Origin of the sequence: Shewanella sp. SM32 (assembly GCF_025654235.1) — a bacterium.
Lineage (GTDB): Bacteria > Pseudomonadota > Gammaproteobacteria > Enterobacterales > Shewanellaceae > Shewanella > Shewanella oncorhynchi.
Map to the genome: position 1 here is coordinate 13,086 of NZ_JAKKRO010000043.1, position 20,711 is coordinate 33,796.

A 20,711-nucleotide genomic window follows, 5' to 3' on the forward strand; every position below is an offset into this window, starting at 1 on the left:
GTCATAAGCCCCTTATATAAGGGGTTTTTGTTGTGCAGAAAAAAGTCTATGCTGGAAGCCTATTTAACGTTTCGCTTGAGGGCAAGTTATGTGGATTAGGGGACAAGTGATAGAACGTATTGATTGGAGTGATAAGTTATTCTCATTGCGCATTGCTGCCGAGTTAGCTCCATTTATTCCTGGTCAGTTTATCAAGTTAAGTCAAATGCAAGATGATAAGCGTGTGGCTAGAGCCTACTCCTTAGTTAATTCTCCCGATAAACCCTATGCCGAGGTGCTCGCCGTTGCGGTAGAGGATGGCCTGTTATCGCCTCAATTACACAACCTTGCAATAGGCGATGAAATTGAAATTACCTCAACCGCGACTGGTTTTATGACCTTAGCTGAAATTCCTAAGGGTGAACTCCAAGGGAAGCATTTGTGGTTTTTAGCCACAGGAACAGCAGTAGGGCCATTTTTGTCTATGCTCGACACCGATGAACCTTGGGAGCGTTTTGAAAAAGTCGTGCTTGTGTATGGCGTGCGCGAGGCACAGGATTTGGCATATCTTGATAAGCTGCGTAATTTAGAACGCAAATACCCTGAACAATTTACATTAGTCTTGAGTGTGACCCGTAAACCCTTTGCCGATGCTTTACAGTGCCGCATTCCCGAGGGAATAGTCTCGGGTGAAATCGAAAAAAAGGCAGGACTAACCTTAAACGCAGCTGACTCTCAAGTTATGATCTGCGGCAATCCGGGTATGATTAATGGTGCGCAAGCCGCTTTACTCGATAAAGGGTTGGTGAAGAATTTACGCCGTGCTCCTGGGCAAATTACCGTTGAAAAATACTGGTAATCTCAATTTTACATAGAAGGCGAGAGTAAACTTGTTGCCGTTCTTGCCCCTAAAAAGCCATAGCGTTTAATGCAAACAAAAGGAAATTTTTGATGAAGTTGTTAAGTTCTCAAGCTTCGCCCTATGCCCGTTGTGTAAGAGCCTTAATCCAGTATCTAGGGATTAACAATATTGAAGAGCAGTTAGTTAATCCCTTTGAAAACAGCGCAGAATTACTCGATGCTAACCCGTTAGGACAGATCCCATGTCTTATTACCAACGATGGTGTAGCACTATTCGATAGTGAAGTGATCATGCGTTACCTAGATGCAGAGCTTGGCGATCGTAAGATGTTTGGGATCTCAAATAATAACTGGGTGCTGGAGTGTCAGTATTCTTTAGTCAAAGGCTTAATCGATAGCGCGGTGAAATTACGCCAAGAGCAAATGCGTGAAGAAGAAGGCGTGAGATCAGTATTTTGGACTGCACGTTTTGAACAAGCACTGCTGCGCGGCCTTATGCAGATTGAGCTTCAAACTGTGATCACCCAAACCACGATTCAAGCACCGCAATTAGCCTTGATTTGCTTACTCGATTATGTGGATTTTAGACATCCAGAGCTAGATTGGCGTAAGGTTGCACCTGCGACAGCACTTTGGTTCAGTGAAATGCGTGATTTACCTGCATTTATTCAAACTCGTCCCCAATAATCCGCAGAGGATGCTCAACCGTCGGTTGCGCGTCTTCCTCTTGGCCTATCACGGCGATTTTGTTCACCAAAAGCGCCGAATAACTCACGAGTAACCCCATATTCTACTCTGCGATCATTGCCTAGTTGGCGCCTGTCTTCATGGTGTTGATAGCGGCATTGGCAGTTTGCCATAGTGCATTCTTCCATCGGAATTTCGGGCGCATCTTTCGATAAAAATCGTTTTCCAGAAAGCGCTTCAATCTGCTCACAGCAACTGCCGTTATTCACTATGCTCACACTGTGAAAACTGTGAGTTTTATTAATACTGGGATCTGCAGCTTGAGAAGAGTGTTTATGTCTTTTGGGACTAGTATTGAGTTTGAATAAGCCAAATAGCACAATTGCGGCTACGCCTAGCAGCAAAACAGTTAACATAACGCCTCCTGAAAGCATTTTTATCAAATTAAGGTTCAGTTTAGTTTGATTTGAGATAATCTCAAATTTTCAGATTAATACCATTAAAAACATAAAGTTAATTAGCTGCTTGCTCTCAAGTTCTGTATCTATTACTCTTGCGAAACTGATAAGCATTATCATTAATGCGTTAGTGTTCAAATTTTACTGAACACGTCATCACTTTGGGGAGAATTCGGTAATGAAATGGGTAACTTGCGCGGCTATTGTTGGGTTAATGTCGGTTGGGCATTCAGCGAATGCAGATGATAAATTAACCGTTTATTCTTATCGTCAAGCTTTCTTGGTGGAGCCTATCCTGACGCGTTTCACCGAAGAAACTGGCATAGGTGTGAATTTGGTATTTGCTAAAGACGGTATTGCCGAGCGTCTCGTCCGTGAAGGCCGTTTATCCCCAGCGGATCTTGTGCTGACGTCTGATTTTTCACGTTTAGTTGAATTAGTGGATAAAGATCTAACCTCTCCAGTCAAAAATCCCCTGCTAGAGAGCAATATTCCTGCGCAGTATCGCGATCCCGATGGCCAGTGGTATGCCCTGACTATGCGGGTGCGAAATCTCTATACAGCCAAGGATCGTTTAGGCCAGCAGCAATTGACCTATGAAGAATTAGCCGATCCCAAATACAAAGGAAAGATTTGTACTCGCAGTGGTAAACATCCATACAACATAGCGTTAGTCGCATCTATGATTGCTCATCACGGTGAAGCTGAGGCAAAAACTTGGTTACAAGGCGTGAAAACTAATTTAGCCCGTAAACCTCAGGGGAACGACAGGGGGCAAATTGCCGCAGTAAAAGAAGGTGTGTGTGAGATCGCCATTGGTAATAGCTACTATTACGGCAATATGTTGCAGGATCCTGAGCAAAAGGCGATTGCCGAAGCTGTGACGCTCAACTTCCCGAACCAAGCTGACCGCGGTGCCCATGTGAATGTGTCTGGCATGGTATTAACTCGCCATGCGCCTAATAAAGCCAATGCGATCAAATTGATGGAGTTCTTATCCGCCGATGTTGCTCAGAAGGCCTATGCCGATGTGAATATGGAATATCCAGTGAAAGCCGATGTGGCACCTTCATCTTTAGTGGCTTCATGGGGTAAGTTTAAGTCAGATCAATTGCCCATTTTTAAGTTGGCAGAATATCACCAAGCGGCGGTTAAGCTATTAGATGAAGTGCAGTTTGATCTCTAGCTCCAGTGCTAGCGACAAAATGCAGATTTAGGTTATCAGCGCCAGTGATTGGCGCTGTGACGTTTTAAGGATTGACATGATTTTAGGATTAGCCAGAAGCTGGTCGCTTGCTGGTTATGCCGTGGCCGCCTTGCTGGTATTGCCACTATTTGCGTTGATATTTCAAGCTTTTCAGCCTGACGAAGCCGTGTTTGGGCACTTGATGGCAACGGTTCTGCCGACATATATCATTAATAGTTTATTGCTGATTTTCTGGGTGAGTCTGGGGGCGTTATTACTCGCGTTACCTTGCGCTTGGTTGATGGCTCGTTGTGACTTTGTAGGCAGGCGATATTTGCAATGGGCGCTATTATTGCCCCTCGCTATGCCTGCGTATATTGTTGCCTACGTCTATACCGATTTACTCGATTATGCGGGGCCAGTGCAGCGCGGTCTTCGTTCGATATTTGGCTGGGACTCACCGCAGGATTATTTCTTCCCCGATATTCGTACCTTAGGCGGCGCGGCGTGTATGTTGTCGCTGGTATTGTTTCCCTATATTTATCTCTTGGCGCGTACCGCTTTTATGGAGCAATCCTTAAGTTTGGCGCATGCTTCGCGCATTATGGGCTGTTCACCGTGGCAAAGTTTTTGGCGTTTATCTTTGCCTATGGCAAGGCCTGCGCTCGCCGTTGGGGTGGCTTTAGTGGCGATGGAGACGGCCGCTGATTTTGCAACGGTTAACTATTTTGCCGTGCCCACCTTAACGACAGCCGTGTATGACACTTGGTTGGGTTATGGCAATTTGACCGCCGCCGCTAAGTTATCGGCGATTATCTTGCTGGTGGTATTTAGTCTGATTGGATTTGAGCGTTTTGCCCGTCGTAAACAGCAGTTATTCCAAAAACAATCACGTATACAAGTCACTGACTTGTATCGACTCTCGATGACTCAAACCTTGGTCGCACTCAGCTTTTGCGGCATGCTATTGCTATTAGCCTTTCTGTTACCTTTCGGGATTTTATTATCCTATGCGATTGGTTACTTTGAACAAAGCTGGGATAAGAGTTTTTGGCAATTGAGTCTTAACAGCCTCAGTCTTGCGCTGATCACCAGTTTACTCTGTTGCTTAATCGCCTTACTGCTTATGTTCGTTCGCCGGATAAGCCCAAGACAGAGTGATGCTTTGCCCTCACGGTTAGCTTCGACGGGCTATGCCTTACCAGGCACTGTGCTGGCTATTGGGGTATTAGTGCCTTTAACTATGCTAGATTTTGCGATTAACGATCTGGCGGATCTTGTCGGCATAGCAGGTCCTGGTCTTATCCTTACAGGCAGTGTGATGGCATTGATTTTTGCTTTTTGTGTGCGTTTCGTGGCAATTGCGATTGGCAGTGTTGAAAGCAGTTATAAACGCATCTCGCCATCGCTAGACATGGTGAGCCTGACCATGGGGCAAACTCCTAGGCAACTTTTGCGGCGGGTGCATTTGCCTTTACTTGCCAAGGGATTGTTTGCGGGCGCTTTATTGGTGTTTATCGAAAGCATGAAGGAACTGCCCGCTGCGTTATTGCTGCGGCCTATCGGTTTTGAGAATCTTGCAACTTATGTATTCCAGTTTGCGTCCGATGAAAAACTCGAGCACGGCGCATTAGCTGCTATTGTGATTGTACTGGTGGGTTTAGTGCCGCTTATTTATTTAAACCGTTCATTGGAGCATCACAGCTGATGACAAGTACGCTCAAGCTTAAGCAAATTCATAGTGATTATCAGGGCCAGCAAGTACTTAAAGGTTTGAGTTTAACGCTCGCCCAAGGGGAAATCTTGGCGTTGTTAGGCCCAAGCGGTTGTGGCAAGACGACCTTATTACGTGCGGTTGCTGGATTACAGGCCATAAGCCAAGGTGAAATCCAGATTAATGGTCGCATAGTGAGTGGCGATAGCCAGTTTGTACCTAGCGAGCAGCGCGGCATCGGCATGATTTTTCAAGACTATGCGCTTTTCCCTCATTTGACTGTGGCGGAAAATATCCTCTTTGGGGTGGCTAGATTGTCGGGCGCAGAACGTCAGGCACGTTTGGATGAAATGCTAGCCTTGGTCAAACTTGAAGGGTTGGCACAGCGTTATCCCCATGAATTATCTGGCGGTCAGCAGCAGCGAGTTTCGATTGCGCGAGCACTTGCCTATGAGCCACAGTTATTGCTGCTCGATGAGCCTTTTTCCAATATTGATGCCCAAGTGCGCTACGAGATGATGGCGGAAATTCGCAGCATCTTAAAACAGCGTAATGTCAGCGCGGTGTTTGTTACTCATAGCAAGGATGAAGCCTTTGTATTTGCAGATACTTTAGCCATCTTTAATCAAGGCATCATAGTGCAGCATGGTAGTGCCGAAGCCTTATATGCCGCCCCAAACAGCCGCTATGTGGCGGACTTTTTAGGTAGCGGTAATTACTTACCTGCAGCAGTGTTTGATGGGCACAGTGTTGTCACTCCCATCGGTCATTTAACCAGCCTCACGCCATTAAATTTGCCGAGCGAGTTCAGCGGAACAGTATTCTTGCGACCACAGCAATTGACGCTCAGCGCCGATGAACAGGGCGTTGGTACTATCACTGAGCGACGTTTCTTAGGCGCCTTTTGTCATTATTGGGTCAAAATTGAGGCCGCTTCCCATGCTTATTATGTGGAGGTGCGTAGCCAAATGATGCAGCTAAGTATCGGTCAAAAGGTTGGGGTAACGACTGAGCCGCATTCGCTTGTGCTGTTTGAATCTTCAGCATATTCAAACTGTGGGGACCCAATCTAAGCGATGAGTATTTATTCAATGCTGATATAGCATAGCCAACTAAAGTACGACATTTTTGCTTACGTTTAACTTGGGTCTATACGGTATTGGTTGGTGATATTTTAGACCATCCTTGCTACTTTTATCCTCCGGTTTTGGAGGAATTATGATAAAAACAATAAATTCAATTTGCACCCTCGTTATTGTAGCAACGGCAATATCGTCTTCAGGAGTGATGGCCATGGATAGGATCACAGGTAAAGCCTTCGCAACGCGATCAGAAGTGTATGCAACCCAAGGGATGGCGGCGACCAGTCAGCCTTTAGCCACGCAAGTCGCTATTGATATACTCAAGCAGGGCGGCAGTGCGGTCGATGCAGCGATTGCCGCTAACGCTATGTTAGGATTAGTCGAGCCAACGGGCTCGGGTGTCGGCGGGGACTTATTTGCTATCGTTTGGAGCGCAAAAGATAAACGCCTCTATGGTCTAAATGCATCGGGGCGCAGTCCCAAATCCTTAAGTTTTGAAAAGCTTAAATCCCTCGGATTAGACTATTTACCGCCGCTTGGACCTTTGCCGGTTTCTGTACCGGGCACTGTGGACGGTTGGTATGAGCTGCATAATAAGTTTGGTAAATTAGCTATGGCTGATAACCTCGCGCCTGCAATTCATTACGCCCGTGATGGTTTCCCAGTGTCAGAGTTGATTGCCTATTACCTTGATGGCAGTGGTAAAAAACTGGCTAAATTCCCCGGTTTTAAAGAAACCTATATGCCTAATGGTAAGATGCCTACCGTAGGGGAAATCTTTAAAAATCCCGCGCTTGCTAACACCTATGAGAAAATTGCCAAGGGCGGCCGCGATGCTTTCTATAAAGGTGATATTGCCAAAAGTATTGATAAGTACATGAAATCCCAAGGTGGTTATTTAAGTTATGATGACTTAGCCAGCCATACTAGCGACTGGATAGATCCCGTTTCGGTGAACTACCGTGGTTACGATGTGTGGGAACTGCCACCTAATGGTCAAGGCATTGCGGCGCTACAAATCTTAAAAACCATGGAGCCCTTTAATGTGGCTGCCATGGGCTTTAATAGTCCTGAATATGTGCATTTATTTGTCGAAGCAAAGAAACTCGCCTTTGCCGACAGAGCTAAGTTTTATGCCGACATGGCCTTTAATAAAGTGCCCGTTACCGAGCTTATCTCACAGAAATATAACTATGATCGCGCTAAGTTGATTGACCCTACAAAAACCGCCAAGAGTGTCGATGCGGGTAATCCAGCGTTGCAACATGGCGATACTGTGTACCTGACTACCGCTGACAAAGATGGCAACATGGTGTCACTCATTCAGAGTAATTACCGTGGTATGGGGTCAGGGATGACACCACCGGATCTCGGCTTTGTGCTGCAAGACCGCGGGCAAATGTTTGATTTAACGGAAGGGCGTTTTAATACCTACGCACCGGGCAAGCGTCCATTCCATACCATTATTCCGGCTTTTGTGACCAAAGACGGTAAACCTTGGCTGAGCTTTGGGGTGATGGGCGGCGCGACTCAGCCACAAATGCACGCGCAGATTGTAATGAATCTGATTGATTTTAAAATGAACTTGCAAGAAGCGGGCGATGCCCCCAGAATTTTGCATATGGGGTCAACCGAGCCCACAGGCGAAGTGATGAAGGATGGCGGCTACGTCAGTTTGGAATCAGGTTTTCCGGTAGAAACCCGTCGTGAGTTGATTAAGAAAGGCCATGTACTGCGTGATGGACTTGGGGAGTTTGGTGGCTATCAAGCCATTGGATTTAATGCCGAAACCGGCGTATATCGTGCGGCTTCTGAGAGTCGCAAGGATGGTCACGCCGCAGGCTATTAACACTAAGATAAATGCTAAGGTAAACTCAACACTGAGTGAACCTGACGTCATTGATTCGATTTAACTGATTGGCGAGACTTTAATGGTCTCGTCAATTTTTATGTTTAAGGGTCTGGGGTGGGATAATGCTCCGCTATTGGCATTATCATAAACAGATCAGAGCAAACTGTGCGTTAGTTAATGTCATTTTTAGGTAAAGTTGCGGATAATATTGCCGAAAATGAATTTAGAAAAAGGGTGATAACCAAATGGATATTCAAAATATGCCGCGTGAACAGTTGGGTGTGTGTGCAGAGGGGAACTTACACAGTGTCTATTTGATGTTTAATGCCAATGACAATGTCGAGTCGCAATTACGTCCCTGTCTTGCCAACGTTGCGCAGTATATTTATGAGCTGACAGATCAATATTCCGACAGTGCATTCAATGGTTTTGTTGGTATTGGTGCTAATTATTGGGATAGCCTCTATCCTACTGCTCGCCCAGAACTGCTTAAACCTTTCCCTGCGATGCAAGTGGGCAGTCGTGAAGCACCTGCAATTGAATATGATTTATTCGTGCATATTCGCAGTGATCGTTACGATATTCTGCATTTAGTGGCTAATGAAATCAGCCAAATGTTTGAAGATTTAGTGGAGTTAGTTGAAGAAGAGCGTGGCTTTAGATTTATGGATAGCCGTGATTTGACTGGTTTTGTCGATGGTACCGAAAACCCTAAGGGGCGTCACCGCCAGGAAGTGGCACTTGTGGGTGATGAGGATCCTGAGTTTAAGGGTGGCAGCTATATTCATGTGCAAAAGTATGCCCATAACTTGAGTAAGTGGCATAGATTACCAGTTAAAAAACAAGAGGATATTATCGGCCGTACTAAGCAAGATAATATCGAGTATGAATCTGAAGATAAGCCACTGACCAGCCATATCAAGCGCGTTAATCTTAAAGATGCCGATGGTAAGTCAATGGAGATCCTGCGTCAGAGTATGCCCTATGGTTCGCTGAAGGAGCAGGGATTAATGTTTATCTCTAACTGCCGCACGCCAGAACATTTTGAAAAGATGCTGCATAGCATGATGTTTGGTGATGGCGAAGGCAATCATGATCACTTGATGCATTTTACTAAGGCGATGACTGGTTCATCTTTCTTTGCCCCCGCACTGGATTTTATGCTGCAGTTCGACGAATAAGCTTTCTATAATCAAGCCGGATTAGCATCAATCGAGACGCACTTAAGCTAACGCCTAAGTGCGTTTTTTATGCTAATGCGCGGGAACCCATTTTTTGATATCGAGCTGCCATTGCAGGGCGGTGAAATCGATAAAAGCGCGCACTAGATTTTGCTGATAACTGCGGGACAAATATACCGCCCACAAGGTTTGGCCTGGTGTCGTAAATTCGGGTAGGACTTCTTTGAGTTGACCACTGGCAAGGTATTGGTTAGCTAAGTCACAGGGTAAACGCACTATGCCATGTCCACGTAGCGCCGCACTGACCAACACTCCCATATCGTTAGCCCTAAGATTCCCTGTAACTTTGACGTGCTCGGCTTGCAGTTCTTTTAGAAAAGGCCAGTTTTGTTGCGCTGAGTGTATGAGGCAGTTGTGGGCCAGCAGATCAATGGGTTCGAGGAGTGGCGTTGCGCTATCAAGATAGCTCGGCGCCGCGCAAAGTACTGCATCTATGGTCATCAAACGCCGAGCTATGAGATTCTCATCGGGCTGCTCGGTATAACGTAGCGCCACGTCGACTCTCTCATCTACCAATTGCGCAAAACTGTCCGACATCACCAGCTGAATGTTGACCTTAGGATGAATTTTAATAAAGCGATCGACGACATCAAACAGACTGTGCTGCCCAAGGCCAATAGGCGTAGCGATACGAATACTGCCTACCAGTTCACTGTTATGGCTGTGGGCACGGCTCTCCATGGCCGCAACTTCACTTAAGATCCGCTGGCAAAATTGTAGTGCTTCCTCACCCTGCAAAGTCAAGCTGGCGCTGCGCGTGGTGCGGTGTAATAAGCGTAAACTCAACCACTGCTCCACTTCTTGAATATGACGGGAAACCTGCAGGCGGCTGAGGTCTAAATGTTCGGCAGCTTTGGTAAAGCTACCACAGTTTGCGACTTCGACGAAACTGCGTATTGCGGCAATTTTATCCACATTAGTATCCTATATTGAAACAATCATGCTCAATTATTGATGTTTATTAGGTGAAAAACTGCAAGTAAACTGGTTCCAATGTAAATCATCTGAGTGAGACAATGAAATGAAAATCGCAATTTTAGGTGCAACGGGTTGGATCGGTGGTGCAATTTTAAAAGAAGCACAGAGTCGTGGACATCAAGTGACAGCGTTAGTGCGTGATCCAAGCAAGTTATCCGTGGCTGATGTGGCAGTACGTGCCGTGGATTTAGAGCAGCCATTGGTCGCCGATACCTTTGCTGGCGTAGATGTCGTGATTGCCGCCGTTGGTGGCCGCGCCCAACAAAATCATGGTCTAGTGGCGAGTACGGTTCAGCATTTACTGGATGTGCTGCCTAACGCTAACGTGCCACGTTTATTGTGGGTCGGTGGTGCTGGGAGTTTAGAAGTGGCGCCGGGTGTGACGCTGGTCTCTAGCCCAGATTTCCCCGCAGTATATAAAGATGAGGCGTTAGCTCAGGGTGAAGCCTTGAAGGTATTCCGTGCGGCGCAAACGGCAATCAATTGGACCTTTGTGAGCCCAGCTGCTGAGATTTATCCCGGTGAGAGTGAAAGCCCGTACCGTCTTGGTGGCGACAGCTTCTTTACCGATGCTAATGGTCAAAGCCGTATCTCTGTAACTGATTACGCAAAAGCCATGGTAGATGAAGCCGAAAAGGGCGCTCACCCAAACCAGCGCATCAGTGTGGCTTACTGATATCGTTATAGTTGAGTTAGATATTGTGAGTTAGATATTGTGCTGGAATGTGTAACGTAATCGGGACAATGGCCAAATAACCAGCGCGGTATTGCACTTCAAAATGTACAGATAAAATAGAACAGGTCAGCTCACTGACCTGTTTTTTTATTCTGCGTAATTGAATAAAGATTTGATGGTTTCTAAGGTATCGGCGATATCTTGGATGCTCGATGGGCAAATAAAGATAGTGTCGTCACCGGCAATCGTACCCAAAATGCCTTCTGGTTTACCGATAGAATCCAATAAACGGGCAATCAGCTGCGCGGCACCTGGGCTAGTTCGCACGACGATCATAGCTTGGTTGTGATCGACGTCGAGTACCAAATTCTTCAGTGGGCTACCCGCGGTGGGTACGCCTAATTCGGCTGGTAAGCAATACACCATCTCTTGCTTAGCGTTGCGAGTCCGCACTGCGCCGAACTTGCTGAGCATGCGTGACACTTTTGATTGGTTAATATTACCAAAGCCTTCAGCTTGCAAGGCGGTGACGATTTCACTCTGAGAGCCAAAGCGCTCTTCTTTTAAAATCGACTTAAAAATTCTAACAAGGTCATCCTGATTCTTGGTCGTTTGCATAATATTATTATTCGTTATTCAAAAAAACAGGCCCATTTTGAATATTTTTAGAAAAATTGTCAACAAATAACCAGATTGGTTGAATAAAAATTCACTAAGTCCCAGTGGTTAAGCGTTTGTAGGGGGCGTAAAAATCCCAATTTGAGTAATTGTTCTACATTGCTTTTACGTTATTCCGGAATTCTTTTGTCCCACGACTAAGGGATAATTGAAATTGTTGTGACATTCCAGTAATGTGACGCCAACGCAAATTAGATCCATGTCACACATATCCGAGAAATAACGGAGATAACTATGAAAGTTGCTGTACTTGGTGCTGCTGGTGGTATCGGCCAGGCTCTTGCCCTACTGTTAAAAACTCAATTGCCTGCGGGTTCACAATTGTCTCTATATGATATCGCACCGGTAACTCCGGGTGTTGCGGTTGACTTGAGCCACATTCCAACTGCTGTTGAAATCAAAGGTTTTGCTGGTGAAGATCCAACGCCTGCCCTCGTGGGTGCTGACGTTGTTCTAATTTCTGCTGGTGTTGCACGTAAGCCTGGTATGGATCGTTCAGATCTGTTCAATATCAATGCGGGTATCGTTCGCAACCTGATCGAAAAAGTAGCGGCAACTTGCCCTACGGCTTTGGTTGGCATTATCACTAACCCAGTCAACACGACTGTGGCTATCGCTGCAGAAGTGATGAAAAAAGCGGGTGTTTATGATAAGAACCGTCTGTTCGGTATCACGACTCTAGACGTGATCCGTTCTGAAACTTTCATCGCCGAATTAAAAGGCCTGAACGTTGCTGACGTTAAAGTGAATGTGATCGGCGGCCACAGCGGCGTGACCATTCTGCCATTACTGTCTCAAGTTGAAGGCGCGACTTTCACTGACGAAGAAGTGGCAAGTCTGACGACTCGCATCCAAAACGCGGGTACCGAAGTGGTTGAAGCTAAAGCCGGTGGCGGAAGCGCGACTCTGTCTATGGGTCAAGCGGCTTGCCGTTTCGGTCTGTCTCTGGTTCGTGGTCTGCAAGGCGAAGCTAACATAGTTGAATGCGCCTATGTTGACGGCGGCAGCGAGCATGCTGAATTCTTCGCACAACCTGTGCTGTTAGGCAAAAACGGTATTGAAAAAGTACTGCCTTACGGTGAAGTGAGTGCATTCGAAGCTAACGCTCGTGATTCTATGTTAGATACGCTGAAAGGCGATATCAAACTAGGCGTTGATTTCGTTAAATAATCTTTCGGATAATCTTTTTAGATTATGACGAATTAAAAACGGAGCCATTGAGCTCCGTTTTTTTATGCCTAGGTTTTACACTTTACTAAGCTAATTCAGTCGATCAGCGGCGCTTAGTGGGCAGTTGGCAATTATCGTCGCAGCGGGCTTTGCCCGTCAGTAAATAGGAGATGCGATATCTGTGTTTTGCAAATCTGAGATAGCACCAATCGGCCACAGTTTTAATCACGGGCAGGCGTAACAGTTGGATCCAAGCGCGTGTGCCTGTCAGTGCCCACGCTTTACAAGTGACATCTAACCCGAGTAACACTTCGCCCGTTGCGGTTTCGCCATGGAGAATGGTATTGGCATAGTCCCTATCGATATGGCTGAAACGCTCACTAAAGTCTGGTGCATTTAAATCCTCAAGCGCAATCAAGTCCTTGGGATCGCGCGCCTTCAGTTGACGCATTTCGGCGCGACATAATGGACAATTACCATCGTAAAAAATCCGCAGTTCCATCGGTATCACCTCTGATGACTTGATCACAATACTTGGTCTAAGCTCTTGGCTTGAGTACTCAAGCTTGGTTTTCTTCTACCCTATACGCAGAATAAAGGGGTTTAGATCGAAGCGATTGTAGAACGGATCAGCATCTCATTGGGCTTTTTGTTAGGTTAAATTCAAATGAGTGCAGTAACATCTTGGTTATTCATCAGTTTAACTTGATTGCTGATTTTTAAGCGAACAAGGTAAAGCCTGACCAATAACGACTCAAAAGGATAGGTATGACATCTCCCATCATAATCACAGGCGTGGGTAAGCGTATCGGTTACGCCTTAGCCAAACATTTTCTCGCCCAAGGTCAGCAGGTGATTGGTACCTATCGCAGCCATTACGCTAGCATAGATGAGCTGAACGCCTTAGGTGCGACTCTGTATCCCTGTGATTTTTATGACGATACTCAAGTGCGATCCTTGATTGATGAGTTAGCTAAGCTGCCGCAAATTCGCGCCATTATTCACAATGCCTCGGACTGGCTGCCGGATCCTGTGCTTACAAAGAATGAGCCTTTCAAGAGTGCCACTTTTGCACCGAGCCAAGTGCTGCAGCGGATGATGCAAGTGCATGTGAGCGTGCCCTATCAGTTGAACTTGGCCTTAGAGGCGCAGCTACGTGCCGCTGCTGGCGATGAAATCGGTGCGAGCGATGTGATTCATATTACTGACTATGTGGCAGAGAAGGGCAGTCAGAAGCATATCGCCTATGCCGCCAGTAAAGCCGCGCTGCACAATATGACGCTATCCTTTGCCGCCAAATTTGCGCCCGAGGTGAAAGTGAATTCGATTGCGCCGGCGATGATCCTATTTAATGCAGGAGATGACGTTGCCTATCAGCAAAAAACCTTAGCCAAAGCGCTGTTGCCGAAAGAGGCGGGGAATGAGGAGATTATCGACTTAGTCGAATATCTGCTGAATAGCCGCTACGTCAGCGGTCGTTGCCATAATGTCGATGGTGGCCGTCATTTAAAATAGTGGATGGTGGCCAATAGTGATTTGATTTTTCGAAAACAACCAATGGCTTAAAATGTCAGTACCCGACTTGGAGTGATGATAAATGGCAAAGGCACATCCCAATACTCGCAGGGTAAACTCGTCACTTGCTGACAGTTGTGGGCGTAACCCATAGGCAAAGGTTTACCTTTAAGCTGCCAGTTTGCCAGCGTCCTATCGTAATAGCCGCCGCCCATGCCCATGCGATTCCCCATTAAATCAAAAGCCACTAAGGGCGTGATAACCACATCTAACTCTGTCACTGGGATAATGGTGCGCACATCTAATTTAGGTTCTAAGATGCCGAATTGATTGGGTTGCATGGGGGTGTCTGCGGTGTAATGCAGGAATAATAATTGTCCGGCATTGAAGGGATGTAACCTAGGCAGATAGGTGTTTATGCCCATTTGCCACAGCGCAGCGATAAGCGGTGGCGTGGCGAGTTCGCCATCATGGGTGAGATATAATGCCACATGTTGCGCTTTGTTGGCCTGCAATGCATCGAGCATTCGCTGGCAGGCGTTTAAACTTGCTTGGGTTTGTTCTATTTCGGAGAGAGATTTACGGGCGGTGCGAATGGCTTTGCGTAACAGATTGCGGCTTTCTTTTGTATGGAGTGCGATATTTGCCGCATAGCTTGCAACATCTACGGCATCAGCGACTTCTACGGCAAGGTTCGCCGTGTCGCTTTGGGCATTCAAATGAGAAAGTTTGGAAGATGTAGACATAGAATTAAGATGCTCCCCAGAATGCCGCTACCGGTGTAGCCCTTGAACCGTAGGTTCAAGGCGGGTAAATGATTACCTCCTAAGGCTTCTCGGTACAAGCCGAGCATGCACAATGTCAGTAAAGCATTCACCCTAATTTCAAAATTATCGGCACAGGGACATTACCAGTTGGCATGCATCCCAGGGAGCAAAACGGTATTGAATCGCTAAAGCATTGGTTTATTTAAATAAGCCAGTTTAGCCATTCACTGTGCGTCAGTTGGTTTAACTCAATGAGTGTTAAATCACTAAGGTGCACAGTTTAAATCTATTTAGTTGAACGCTCAACTAAGGCACTTTCGAGGGTCGACTGCAGCAAGCTGATCCTGTCGTCCATCTGTTGCATGTAGTGCTTATTTTTTTGCTTTTCTTGGAACAACTCGTGTCCAATATTCAGCGCCGCCATAATCGCAATTTCTTCACGGCTTAGGCTATTGGTTCGGGTTTTTAACGCACTGAGTTGTTGTTCAACTCCCAACGCTACCGTACGTAAGGCATCCTCTTGACCTTTCGGGCAAGCGATAGAGTAGGTGCGCCCAAGTAGGGTAATTTCAACAGCACTGTTACTCATGTCGCGGGTGATCCTTTCGTTAGCCTCTTAGGGCGGACTATATAGGGCTGATCTTAAAAGTGCAAGGTAAGCCGCAAATGGATTGGTCTTTGACGGTTTTGTTTGCTGTTTGTGTGAGCAGTTGGATAGTTTTTTATCAGGGCGTGGCCGATTTCGCCATTATTGGGATTCAGTATTGGTTCAAGTCTTTATCTCTGCTAGCATTGCTGCTGGAAAAATCTTATTGGGATCTGATATGGCAACCCCTCCTTCGTTACGTATCGACAGCTTAAAACTCGCCTTAGATGCGGCTGAAATCGGCCAGCATCCGGTAGAAGTTCACGGTGCTTTAGTCGGTTTAATCTGCGGTGGTGTAGAGCAAACTGGCGACACTTGGATCAAGCCTTTATTCGACCTGATGAACGATGGTCAACCTTTGCCAGCGCAGTTGCACCAATTAGTGTGTGATTTGTTTAACGATTCAGTGACGCGTTTAGTGGATTTTGAATTTGGTTTCATGCCGCTGTTGCCCGAAGAAGAAGAGCCGCTCAGCCAACGTGTTGAAGCCTTGTCCCTGTGGACCCAGAGTTTTTTGACTGGCATGGCGATTATTCAGCCGAAACTGAATCAAGCCTCGGCAGAAGTACGTGAAGTGATCAAAGACTTGGCGGAAATTGCCCAAGTGGAATTTGATGTTGCCGACGATGAAGAATCCGAAGCCGCTTACACTGAATTACTCGAGTTTGTACGTATTGCAGCCATCATGTGTTACTCGGAGTTTGGTCCTGAGCTTCCCCATGGCGAGGCTGACGATACTGCGGTTGTGCATTAATTTACCGCAGTTGTTTAATGTTCAATAAGTTAACACAGTAGTGGCTTCAATTAGATGTCAAAGGTGGGCAAATCTGCCTTTGAGTCCATAGCACTGGTGTTTTTGAGTGCATAGCATTGATGTTTACATCTTTTATGTTTACATGCCTTAGTGTTATGCCAAAGCTTGAATGAGATCCCCATGACGGCCACAAATCACATGGATACTTCAGTTCAACACGTCGACATCGCGATTGTAGGCGGTGCGATGGCGGGGGCGACACTAGCGTTAGCTCTCGCGCGTCTTTCTTTATCCGCAGCTCGGCCACTTTCTATCGCCTTAATCGAAGCGCACCTTCCCGATAAGCAACACCCCGGATTCGATGCCCGCTCTATTGCTATCGCCCACGGTTCTATTTTCGAATTATCCCGTTTAGGTTTATGGCAAAAGCTCGCCCATTTGGGCACGGCGATTGAAAATATCCATGTGTCGGATCGCGGCCACTTTGGCATGACAGAACTCAATGCGGCGCAGTTTCATTTAGATGCCCTAGGCCAAGTGGTTGAGCTTGAACGAGTTGGCCAAGTGCTGTTTAACGAGTTGAATAAGAGTAATGTCAAACTCTATTGCCCCGCCAAGCTTGCCCAAGTAGAACCCGCCGTTGAAGGTCACACCTTAGTGCTCGATACGGGCGAGCGAATTCAAGCCAAACTTGTGGTTGCCGCAGATGGTTTGCAATCCAAAGTGCGCAGCAGTTTTAATTTGCCCGTGACCCAAGTGGCCTTTGAGCAAACGGCCATTATTACCAATATTCAAACCGCCGATTTGCCAACCAATAGGCCTCACAAACATTGGGCCTATGAGCGCTTTACCCAAACGGGTCCCTTAGCGTTATTGCCTATGGCCGATATTCAAGGTCAACCTCGATTATCTCTCGTGTGGGCGCTCGATGATGTGCGGGCTAAACAGATGCAAGACGCGCCTAAGGCTGAGTTTTTAGCGGCGCTGCAACAGGCCTTTGGTTATCGTGCGGGCACGTTTATCGATGTCAGCGCGCGCCATGCGTATCCGCTTAATTTGTCTTATATGCCAAGGCCAATTCATCACAGATGTGTGTTTATCGGCAATGCGGCGCAGACACTGCATCCGATTGCGGGACAAGGGTTTAACCTAGGGTTGAGGGATGTGGTGAGTTTGCTCGAGGTGATCCAAACGGCGCTCGCGCAGGGTGATGATATCGGCTCCGCCGCTGTGACCCATGCGTACCTAAATGCCCGCGAGCACGACAGAAACAGCACTATCCGAAATATCGAATTTTTAGTCCGTGGCTTTTCAAACCAATATTGGCCGATGGCGCTGGGGCGTAACTTAGGATTGCGGCTCTTGTCTTGGTTTCCGCCACTGAAAACCCCCGTCGCTCAAAAGGCAATGGGCTGGAAATAACTCAGTAATTTACTGGTATCGCAACGCGAAAAGGATGTACCCATGTTAAGTTCACAAGCCTATGACATCGCCATTGTGGGTGGCGGCATGGTGGGACTCGCCACCGCGATTGGATTGGCGCAGGCCGATCTGAATGTCGTCGTTATCGATGCGGGCCAAACCGAGGCCGTGAGCGGCGAGCCGCGTTTACGGGTGAGCGCCATCAATAAGGCGAGCCAGCGCTTGTTAGAAAACTTAGGGGCATGGAGTTATTTAGACACTTCCCGCGCCACGCCTTATCAAAAAATGGCGGTGTGGGATAAAGACGGTTTCGGTAAAATTGCCTTTGATGCCAACAGCATCAGCGAAACCAGTCTCGGCGCGATTATCGAAAACGATGCCATTAGCTTTGCCCTCGCCAAACGCGCCAGTGAGTTTGACAATATCACCCATATTCAAAACCAACGCTTAGAGCGCATTGCTTTTGGTGAGCGCGAAGCTTGGTTGACCCTTGCCAATGGCGTCGATTCTGAAATAGAAAGTGTCAGTGCTGCACTTGTGATAGCCGCCGATGGCGCCAACTCTTGGGTGCGCGAGCAATGCAAGATCCCGCTGACATTCTGGGATTACGGCCACCACGCAATCGTCGCAACTATTCGTACCGAAATGCCACACCTTGCCACCGCCCGCCAAGTGTTTTTGCAGGACGGCCCGCTAGCATTTTTACCCCTGTATGAAGACAATCTCTGCTCTATCGTCTGGTCGGTGCCGCCCGAGCGCGCCACTGAATTATTGGCAATGGATAAAGTGCAATTCGAGCGCAACTTAACCGCGGCTTTCGACGGTCGTTTAGGGATTTGCAAGCTGGAAAGCGAGCGCCAAGCCTTTCCATTACGGATGCGCTACGCCCGCCATTTTGCCCGCCACCGTTTAGTGTTAGCAGGTGATGCAGCCCATACTATTCATCCGCTGGCTGGCCAAGGGGTGAACCTCGGCTTTTTAGATGCGGCCAGCATTATCGAAGTGATCAGCGAATTACAGCAAGCGGGTAAAGATATCGGCGATTATGCGCAGCTGCGTGCACTTGAACGTTGGCGCAAAGCCGATGCAATGGAGATGATCGCGGCGATGGAGGGCTTTAAACGCCTATTCGAAGGTTCAAACCCAGTCAAAAAGGCGATTCGCGATCTGGGATTAAATCTGGTTGATAATGTCGCTGGGCTGAAAACAGTGTTCATACAACAGGCCATGGGCAATAAGTCGGCACTGCCTAAGTTGTGCCGTTAGCCTAGGTTGCGCTAATGTGATCAGAATTGCCGCTAATATCAGCATATTGACTGCAAGCTGCGCAAATCTGGCCTTCGCATGTAAAAAAATTACATGTTGAAGATGAGGAAATCTAATGGCAATGGCTTCGGATTAGAAAAATCTCCTGTATACAAATTTGTGACGCAAGGTATAATTTCGCCGCATTTTAGACCCTAGTATCTACACCCTACACTAGGCAGAGACCTGAAAAAGGCCGCAAAAAGGGATAACAATGGTTAACAAAACTATTCTGTTTAACAAGCACTTAGAATCAAACGCTAAGATGGTCGACTTCCACGGTTGGGATATGCCCCTCAACTATGGTTCACAAATCGAAGAACACAACGCTGTGCGTCAAGACGCGGGTATGTTCGACGTATCCCACATGACTGTGGTTGATGTGATAGGTAGCGACGCTGGTGCATTTCTACGTAAGTTGCTGGCGAACGATGTGGCTAGACTTAAAGTGCCAGGTAAAGCCTTATACAGCGGCATGTTAGATGACAATGCCGGTATCATCGACGACCTCATCACTTATTACCTCACTGACACTAACTACCGCGTGGTAGTGAACTCAGCGACCCGCGAAAAAGATCTCGCTTGGATCGCCAAGCAATCCCAAGGTTTTGATGTCACTGTGACTGAGCGTCCTGAGCTGGCGATGATTGCCGTTCAAGGTCCTAACGCAAAAGCGAAAGCCGCTGCCGTGTTCAGTGCCGAGCAAAACGCCGCCATCGAAGGCATGAAACCTTTCTTCGGTAAGCAAGCTGGTTCACTGTTTATTGCGACTACGGGTTACACAGGCGAAGCGGGCTACGAAATTATCGTCCCAGAAGATGAAGCCGAAGCACTGTGGCAAGCACTGTTAGATCAAGGCGTTAAACCTTGTGGTCTTGGTGCCCGTGACACGCTGCGTCTCGAAGCTGGTATGAACCTTTACGGCTTAGACATGGACGAAACCATCAACCCATTGGCCGCCAACATGGGCTGGACTATTGCATGGGAACCAAACGACCGTGACTTTATCGGCCGTAAAGCCCTCGAAACACTTCGCGATGCAGGAACCAGCAAACTTGTTGGTCTAGTGATGGAAGAAAAGGGCGTGTTACGCCATGATATGCCAGTATTTTTCACTGACGCTGCCGGTGTAGAGCAACAAGGCGTGATCACCAGCGGGACTTTCTCGCCAACATTGGGCTATTCTATTGCGATGGCACGTGTTCCTAGTTCGATTGGGGGTACTGCGGAAGTCGAAATGCGTAAAAAACGTGTGGCTGTTAGAGTAGTGGCGCCAAACTTTGTGCGCAACGGTAAACAAGCATTTTAAAAAAACGGAACAAGGAACAAGAACAATGAGCAATATTCCGACAGAACTGAAATACGCCTCTTCACACGAATGGATCCGCAAGGAAGAAGACGGTAGCTACACAGTAGGTATCACTGAGCACGCCCAAGAGCTGTTAGGTGACATGGTTTTCGTTGAACTCCCAGAAGTTGGCGACACTGTGACTGCGGGTGAAGACTGTGCTGTAGCTGAATCAGTAAAAGCGGCGTCTGACATTTATGCCCCCATTTCTGGCGAAGTGATTGCCGTGAACGAAGCGCTGGAAGATTCGCCAGAACTCGTTAACAGCAGTGCTTACGGCGAAGGCTGGTTCTTCCGCGTAATGCCTTCTGACGAATCAGAAGTCGACGCTCTGCTGGATGCTGAAGGCTACCAAGCTGTTATCGACGAAGAATAATCGTCGACGCTAACGA

At 47.2% G+C, this 20,711-nt stretch carries 21 protein-coding genes and 1 other RNA gene; 15 read left to right on the forward strand and 7 right to left on the reverse strand.

The window, feature by feature from the left end; genetic code table 11:
• Positions 1-88: 88 nt before the first annotated feature.
• Complete coding sequence (locus L5M10_RS16235; protein WP_105250220.1) at positions 89-838, forward strand: ferredoxin--NADP reductase; 750 nt, start codon at positions 89-91, stop codon at positions 836-838.
• Between the two features lie 92 nt (positions 839-930).
• A complete protein-coding gene (locus L5M10_RS16240) occupies positions 931-1,527 on the forward strand; it encodes a glutathione S-transferase N-terminal domain-containing protein (protein WP_131525196.1) in 597 nt (198 codons plus the stop codon).
• Between the two features lie 14 nt (positions 1,528-1,541).
• On the opposite strand, the gene L5M10_RS16245 is transcribed toward L5M10_RS16240, so the two are convergent.
• Positions 1,542-1,943 carry a hypothetical protein gene (locus tag L5M10_RS16245; protein ID WP_263163572.1) on the reverse strand — a complete coding sequence of 134 codons (402 nt, stop codon included), beginning with the start codon at positions 1,941-1,943 and terminating at the stop codon, positions 1,542-1,544.
• A gap of 220 nt (positions 1,944-2,163) precedes the next feature.
• Between L5M10_RS16245 and L5M10_RS16250 the strand changes: the two genes are divergently transcribed.
• From L5M10_RS16250 to L5M10_RS16270, 5 genes are all read left to right on the forward strand, one after another.
• Positions 2,164-3,171: a Fe(3+) ABC transporter substrate-binding protein gene (locus L5M10_RS16250; protein ID WP_263139687.1), complete on the forward strand. Its 1,008-nt coding sequence runs from the start codon at positions 2,164-2,166 to the stop codon at positions 3,169-3,171.
• Between the two features lie 76 nt (positions 3,172-3,247).
• A complete protein-coding gene (locus L5M10_RS16255; protein ID WP_131525199.1) occupies positions 3,248-4,879 on the forward strand; it encodes an ABC transporter permease in 1,632 nt (543 codons plus the stop codon).
• A complete protein-coding gene (locus L5M10_RS16260; protein WP_028759403.1) occupies positions 4,879-5,958 on the forward strand; it encodes an ABC transporter ATP-binding protein in 1,080 nt (359 codons plus the stop codon). Before L5M10_RS16255 ends, L5M10_RS16260 begins: the two co-directional genes overlap by 1 nt.
• A gap of 145 nt (positions 5,959-6,103) precedes the next feature.
• The gene (gene ggt, locus L5M10_RS16265; protein ID WP_263192655.1) at positions 6,104-7,816 is read left to right on the forward strand and encodes a gamma-glutamyltransferase; all 1,713 of its coding nucleotides are present in this window, start codon (positions 6,104-6,106) and stop codon (positions 7,814-7,816) included.
• Between the two features lie 248 nt (positions 7,817-8,064).
• A complete protein-coding gene (locus tag L5M10_RS16270; RefSeq protein ID WP_113939098.1) occupies positions 8,065-9,000 on the forward strand; it encodes a Dyp-type peroxidase in 936 nt (311 codons plus the stop codon).
• A gap of 72 nt (positions 9,001-9,072) precedes the next feature.
• Here the strand turns inward: L5M10_RS16270 and L5M10_RS16275 are convergent, their stop codons facing one another.
• Positions 9,073-9,975: a LysR family transcriptional regulator gene (locus L5M10_RS16275; RefSeq protein ID WP_113939097.1), complete on the reverse strand. Its 903-nt coding sequence runs from the start codon at positions 9,973-9,975 to the stop codon at positions 9,073-9,075.
• Positions 9,976-10,081: 106 nt separating this feature from the next.
• On the opposite strand from L5M10_RS16275, the gene L5M10_RS16280 reads away from it, so the two are divergent.
• On the forward strand, positions 10,082-10,714 hold the full coding sequence (locus tag L5M10_RS16280) for an NAD(P)-dependent oxidoreductase (RefSeq protein ID WP_263255590.1): 633 nt from the start codon (positions 10,082-10,084) through the stop codon (positions 10,712-10,714).
• 147 nt (positions 10,715-10,861) lie between these two features.
• Here L5M10_RS16280 and argR read toward each other — a convergent pair whose 3' ends face one another.
• Positions 10,862-11,332 (reverse strand): transcriptional regulator ArgR, encoded by a 471-nt coding sequence (argR, locus tag L5M10_RS16285; RefSeq protein ID WP_006080175.1) that lies wholly within the window; start codon positions 11,330-11,332, stop codon positions 10,862-10,864.
• A 294-nt stretch (positions 11,333-11,626) separates the two neighbouring features.
• On the opposite strand from argR, the gene mdh reads away from it, so the two are divergent.
• Positions 11,627-12,562, forward strand: coding sequence for a malate dehydrogenase (gene mdh / locus L5M10_RS16290; protein ID WP_105250210.1), 936 nt, complete (start codon positions 11,627-11,629; stop codon positions 12,560-12,562).
• 103 nt (positions 12,563-12,665) lie between these two features.
• Here mdh and L5M10_RS16295 read toward each other — a convergent pair whose 3' ends face one another.
• Entirely contained in the window at positions 12,666-13,064 is a 399-nt protein-coding gene (locus L5M10_RS16295) for a thiol-disulfide oxidoreductase DCC family protein (protein ID WP_263255591.1), read from the reverse strand.
• Positions 13,065-13,330: 266 nt separating this feature from the next.
• Between L5M10_RS16295 and folM the strand changes: the two genes are divergently transcribed.
• Complete coding sequence (folM, locus tag L5M10_RS16300) at positions 13,331-14,077, forward strand: dihydromonapterin reductase (protein WP_263181903.1); 747 nt, start codon at positions 13,331-13,333, stop codon at positions 14,075-14,077.
• Positions 14,078-14,124: 47 nt separating this feature from the next.
• Here folM and L5M10_RS16305 read toward each other — a convergent pair whose 3' ends face one another.
• The 3 genes from L5M10_RS16305 to L5M10_RS16315 all read right to left on the reverse strand — a co-directional run bounded on the left by L5M10_RS16305 (position 14,125) and on the right by L5M10_RS16315 (position 15,433).
• Positions 14,125-14,823, reverse strand: coding sequence for a 5-formyltetrahydrofolate cyclo-ligase (locus tag L5M10_RS16305; RefSeq protein WP_263181904.1), 699 nt, complete (start codon positions 14,821-14,823; stop codon positions 14,125-14,127).
• 9 nt (positions 14,824-14,832) lie between these two features.
• Positions 14,833-15,013, reverse strand: a non-coding RNA gene (ssrS, locus tag L5M10_RS16310) — 6S RNA.
• A gap of 117 nt (positions 15,014-15,130) precedes the next feature.
• Positions 15,131-15,433, reverse strand: coding sequence for a cell division protein ZapA (locus L5M10_RS16315; RefSeq protein WP_105250206.1), 303 nt, complete (start codon positions 15,431-15,433; stop codon positions 15,131-15,133).
• Between the two features lie 235 nt (positions 15,434-15,668).
• Here L5M10_RS16315 and L5M10_RS16320 point away from each other — a divergent pair, with 235 nt between their 5' ends.
• The 5 genes from L5M10_RS16320 (at position 15,669) to gcvH (ending at position 20,695) form a co-directional block, all read left to right on the forward strand.
• Positions 15,669-16,244 (forward strand): UPF0149 family protein, encoded by a 576-nt coding sequence (locus L5M10_RS16320; protein ID WP_105252998.1) that lies wholly within the window; start codon positions 15,669-15,671, stop codon positions 16,242-16,244.
• Positions 16,245-16,424: 180 nt separating this feature from the next.
• Entirely contained in the window at positions 16,425-17,666 is a 1,242-nt protein-coding gene (gene ubiH / locus L5M10_RS16325; RefSeq protein WP_263255592.1) for a 2-octaprenyl-6-methoxyphenyl hydroxylase, read from the forward strand.
• 42 nt (positions 17,667-17,708) lie between these two features.
• Complete coding sequence (locus tag L5M10_RS16330) at positions 17,709-18,932, forward strand: FAD-dependent oxidoreductase (RefSeq protein WP_263255593.1); 1,224 nt, start codon at positions 17,709-17,711, stop codon at positions 18,930-18,932.
• A 253-nt stretch (positions 18,933-19,185) separates the two neighbouring features.
• Complete coding sequence (gene gcvT, locus L5M10_RS16335) at positions 19,186-20,280, forward strand: glycine cleavage system aminomethyltransferase GcvT (protein WP_263255594.1); 1,095 nt, start codon at positions 19,186-19,188, stop codon at positions 20,278-20,280.
• Between the two features lie 25 nt (positions 20,281-20,305).
• Positions 20,306-20,695, forward strand: a complete 390-nt coding sequence (gcvH, locus tag L5M10_RS16340) for a glycine cleavage system protein GcvH (protein ID WP_011845766.1) — start codon at positions 20,306-20,308, stop codon at positions 20,693-20,695.
• Positions 20,696-20,711 lie beyond the last annotated feature (16 nt).

Excerpts from the sequence above, each read along its gene's own strand:
- folM (WP_263181903.1), top strand. The coding sequence starts at position 13,331 with ATGACATCTCCCATCATAATCACAGGCGTGGGTAAGCGTATCGGTTAC.
- L5M10_RS16320 (WP_105252998.1), top strand. The coding sequence starts at position 15,669 with ATGGCAACCCCTCCTTCGTTACGTATCGACAGCTTAAAACTCGCCTTA.
- L5M10_RS16245 (WP_263163572.1), bottom strand. The coding sequence starts at position 1,943 with ATGTTAACTGTTTTGCTGCTAGGCGTAGCCGCAATTGTGCTATTTGGC.
- L5M10_RS16270 (WP_113939098.1), top strand. The coding sequence starts at position 8,065 with ATGGATATTCAAAATATGCCGCGTGAACAGTTGGGTGTGTGTGCAGAG.
- L5M10_RS16255 (WP_131525199.1), top strand. The coding sequence starts at position 3,248 with ATGATTTTAGGATTAGCCAGAAGCTGGTCGCTTGCTGGTTATGCCGTG.
- L5M10_RS16260 (WP_028759403.1), top strand. The coding sequence starts at position 4,879 with ATGACAAGTACGCTCAAGCTTAAGCAAATTCATAGTGATTATCAGGGC.
- argR (WP_006080175.1), bottom strand. The coding sequence starts at position 11,332 with ATGCAAACGACCAAGAATCAGGATGACCTTGTTAGAATTTTTAAGTCG.
- gcvT (WP_263255594.1), top strand. The coding sequence starts at position 19,186 with ATGGTTAACAAAACTATTCTGTTTAACAAGCACTTAGAATCAAACGCT.
- L5M10_RS16250 (WP_263139687.1), top strand. The coding sequence starts at position 2,164 with ATGAAATGGGTAACTTGCGCGGCTATTGTTGGGTTAATGTCGGTTGGG.
- L5M10_RS16330 (WP_263255593.1), top strand. The coding sequence starts at position 17,709 with ATGTTAAGTTCACAAGCCTATGACATCGCCATTGTGGGTGGCGGCATG.
- L5M10_RS16305 (WP_263181904.1), bottom strand. The coding sequence starts at position 14,823 with ATGTCTACATCTTCCAAACTTTCTCATTTGAATGCCCAAAGCGACACG.
- mdh (WP_105250210.1), top strand. The coding sequence starts at position 11,627 with ATGAAAGTTGCTGTACTTGGTGCTGCTGGTGGTATCGGCCAGGCTCTT.
- L5M10_RS16280 (WP_263255590.1), top strand. The coding sequence starts at position 10,082 with ATGAAAATCGCAATTTTAGGTGCAACGGGTTGGATCGGTGGTGCAATT.
- L5M10_RS16235 (WP_105250220.1), top strand. The coding sequence starts at position 89 with ATGTGGATTAGGGGACAAGTGATAGAACGTATTGATTGGAGTGATAAG.
- L5M10_RS16315 (WP_105250206.1), bottom strand. The coding sequence starts at position 15,433 with ATGAGTAACAGTGCTGTTGAAATTACCCTACTTGGGCGCACCTACTCT.
- gcvH (WP_011845766.1), top strand. The coding sequence starts at position 20,306 with ATGAGCAATATTCCGACAGAACTGAAATACGCCTCTTCACACGAATGG.
- ggt (WP_263192655.1), top strand. The coding sequence starts at position 6,104 with ATGATAAAAACAATAAATTCAATTTGCACCCTCGTTATTGTAGCAACG.
- L5M10_RS16240 (WP_131525196.1), top strand. The coding sequence starts at position 931 with ATGAAGTTGTTAAGTTCTCAAGCTTCGCCCTATGCCCGTTGTGTAAGA.
- L5M10_RS16295 (WP_263255591.1), bottom strand. The coding sequence starts at position 13,064 with ATGGAACTGCGGATTTTTTACGATGGTAATTGTCCATTATGTCGCGCC.
- ubiH (WP_263255592.1), top strand. The coding sequence starts at position 16,425 with ATGACGGCCACAAATCACATGGATACTTCAGTTCAACACGTCGACATC.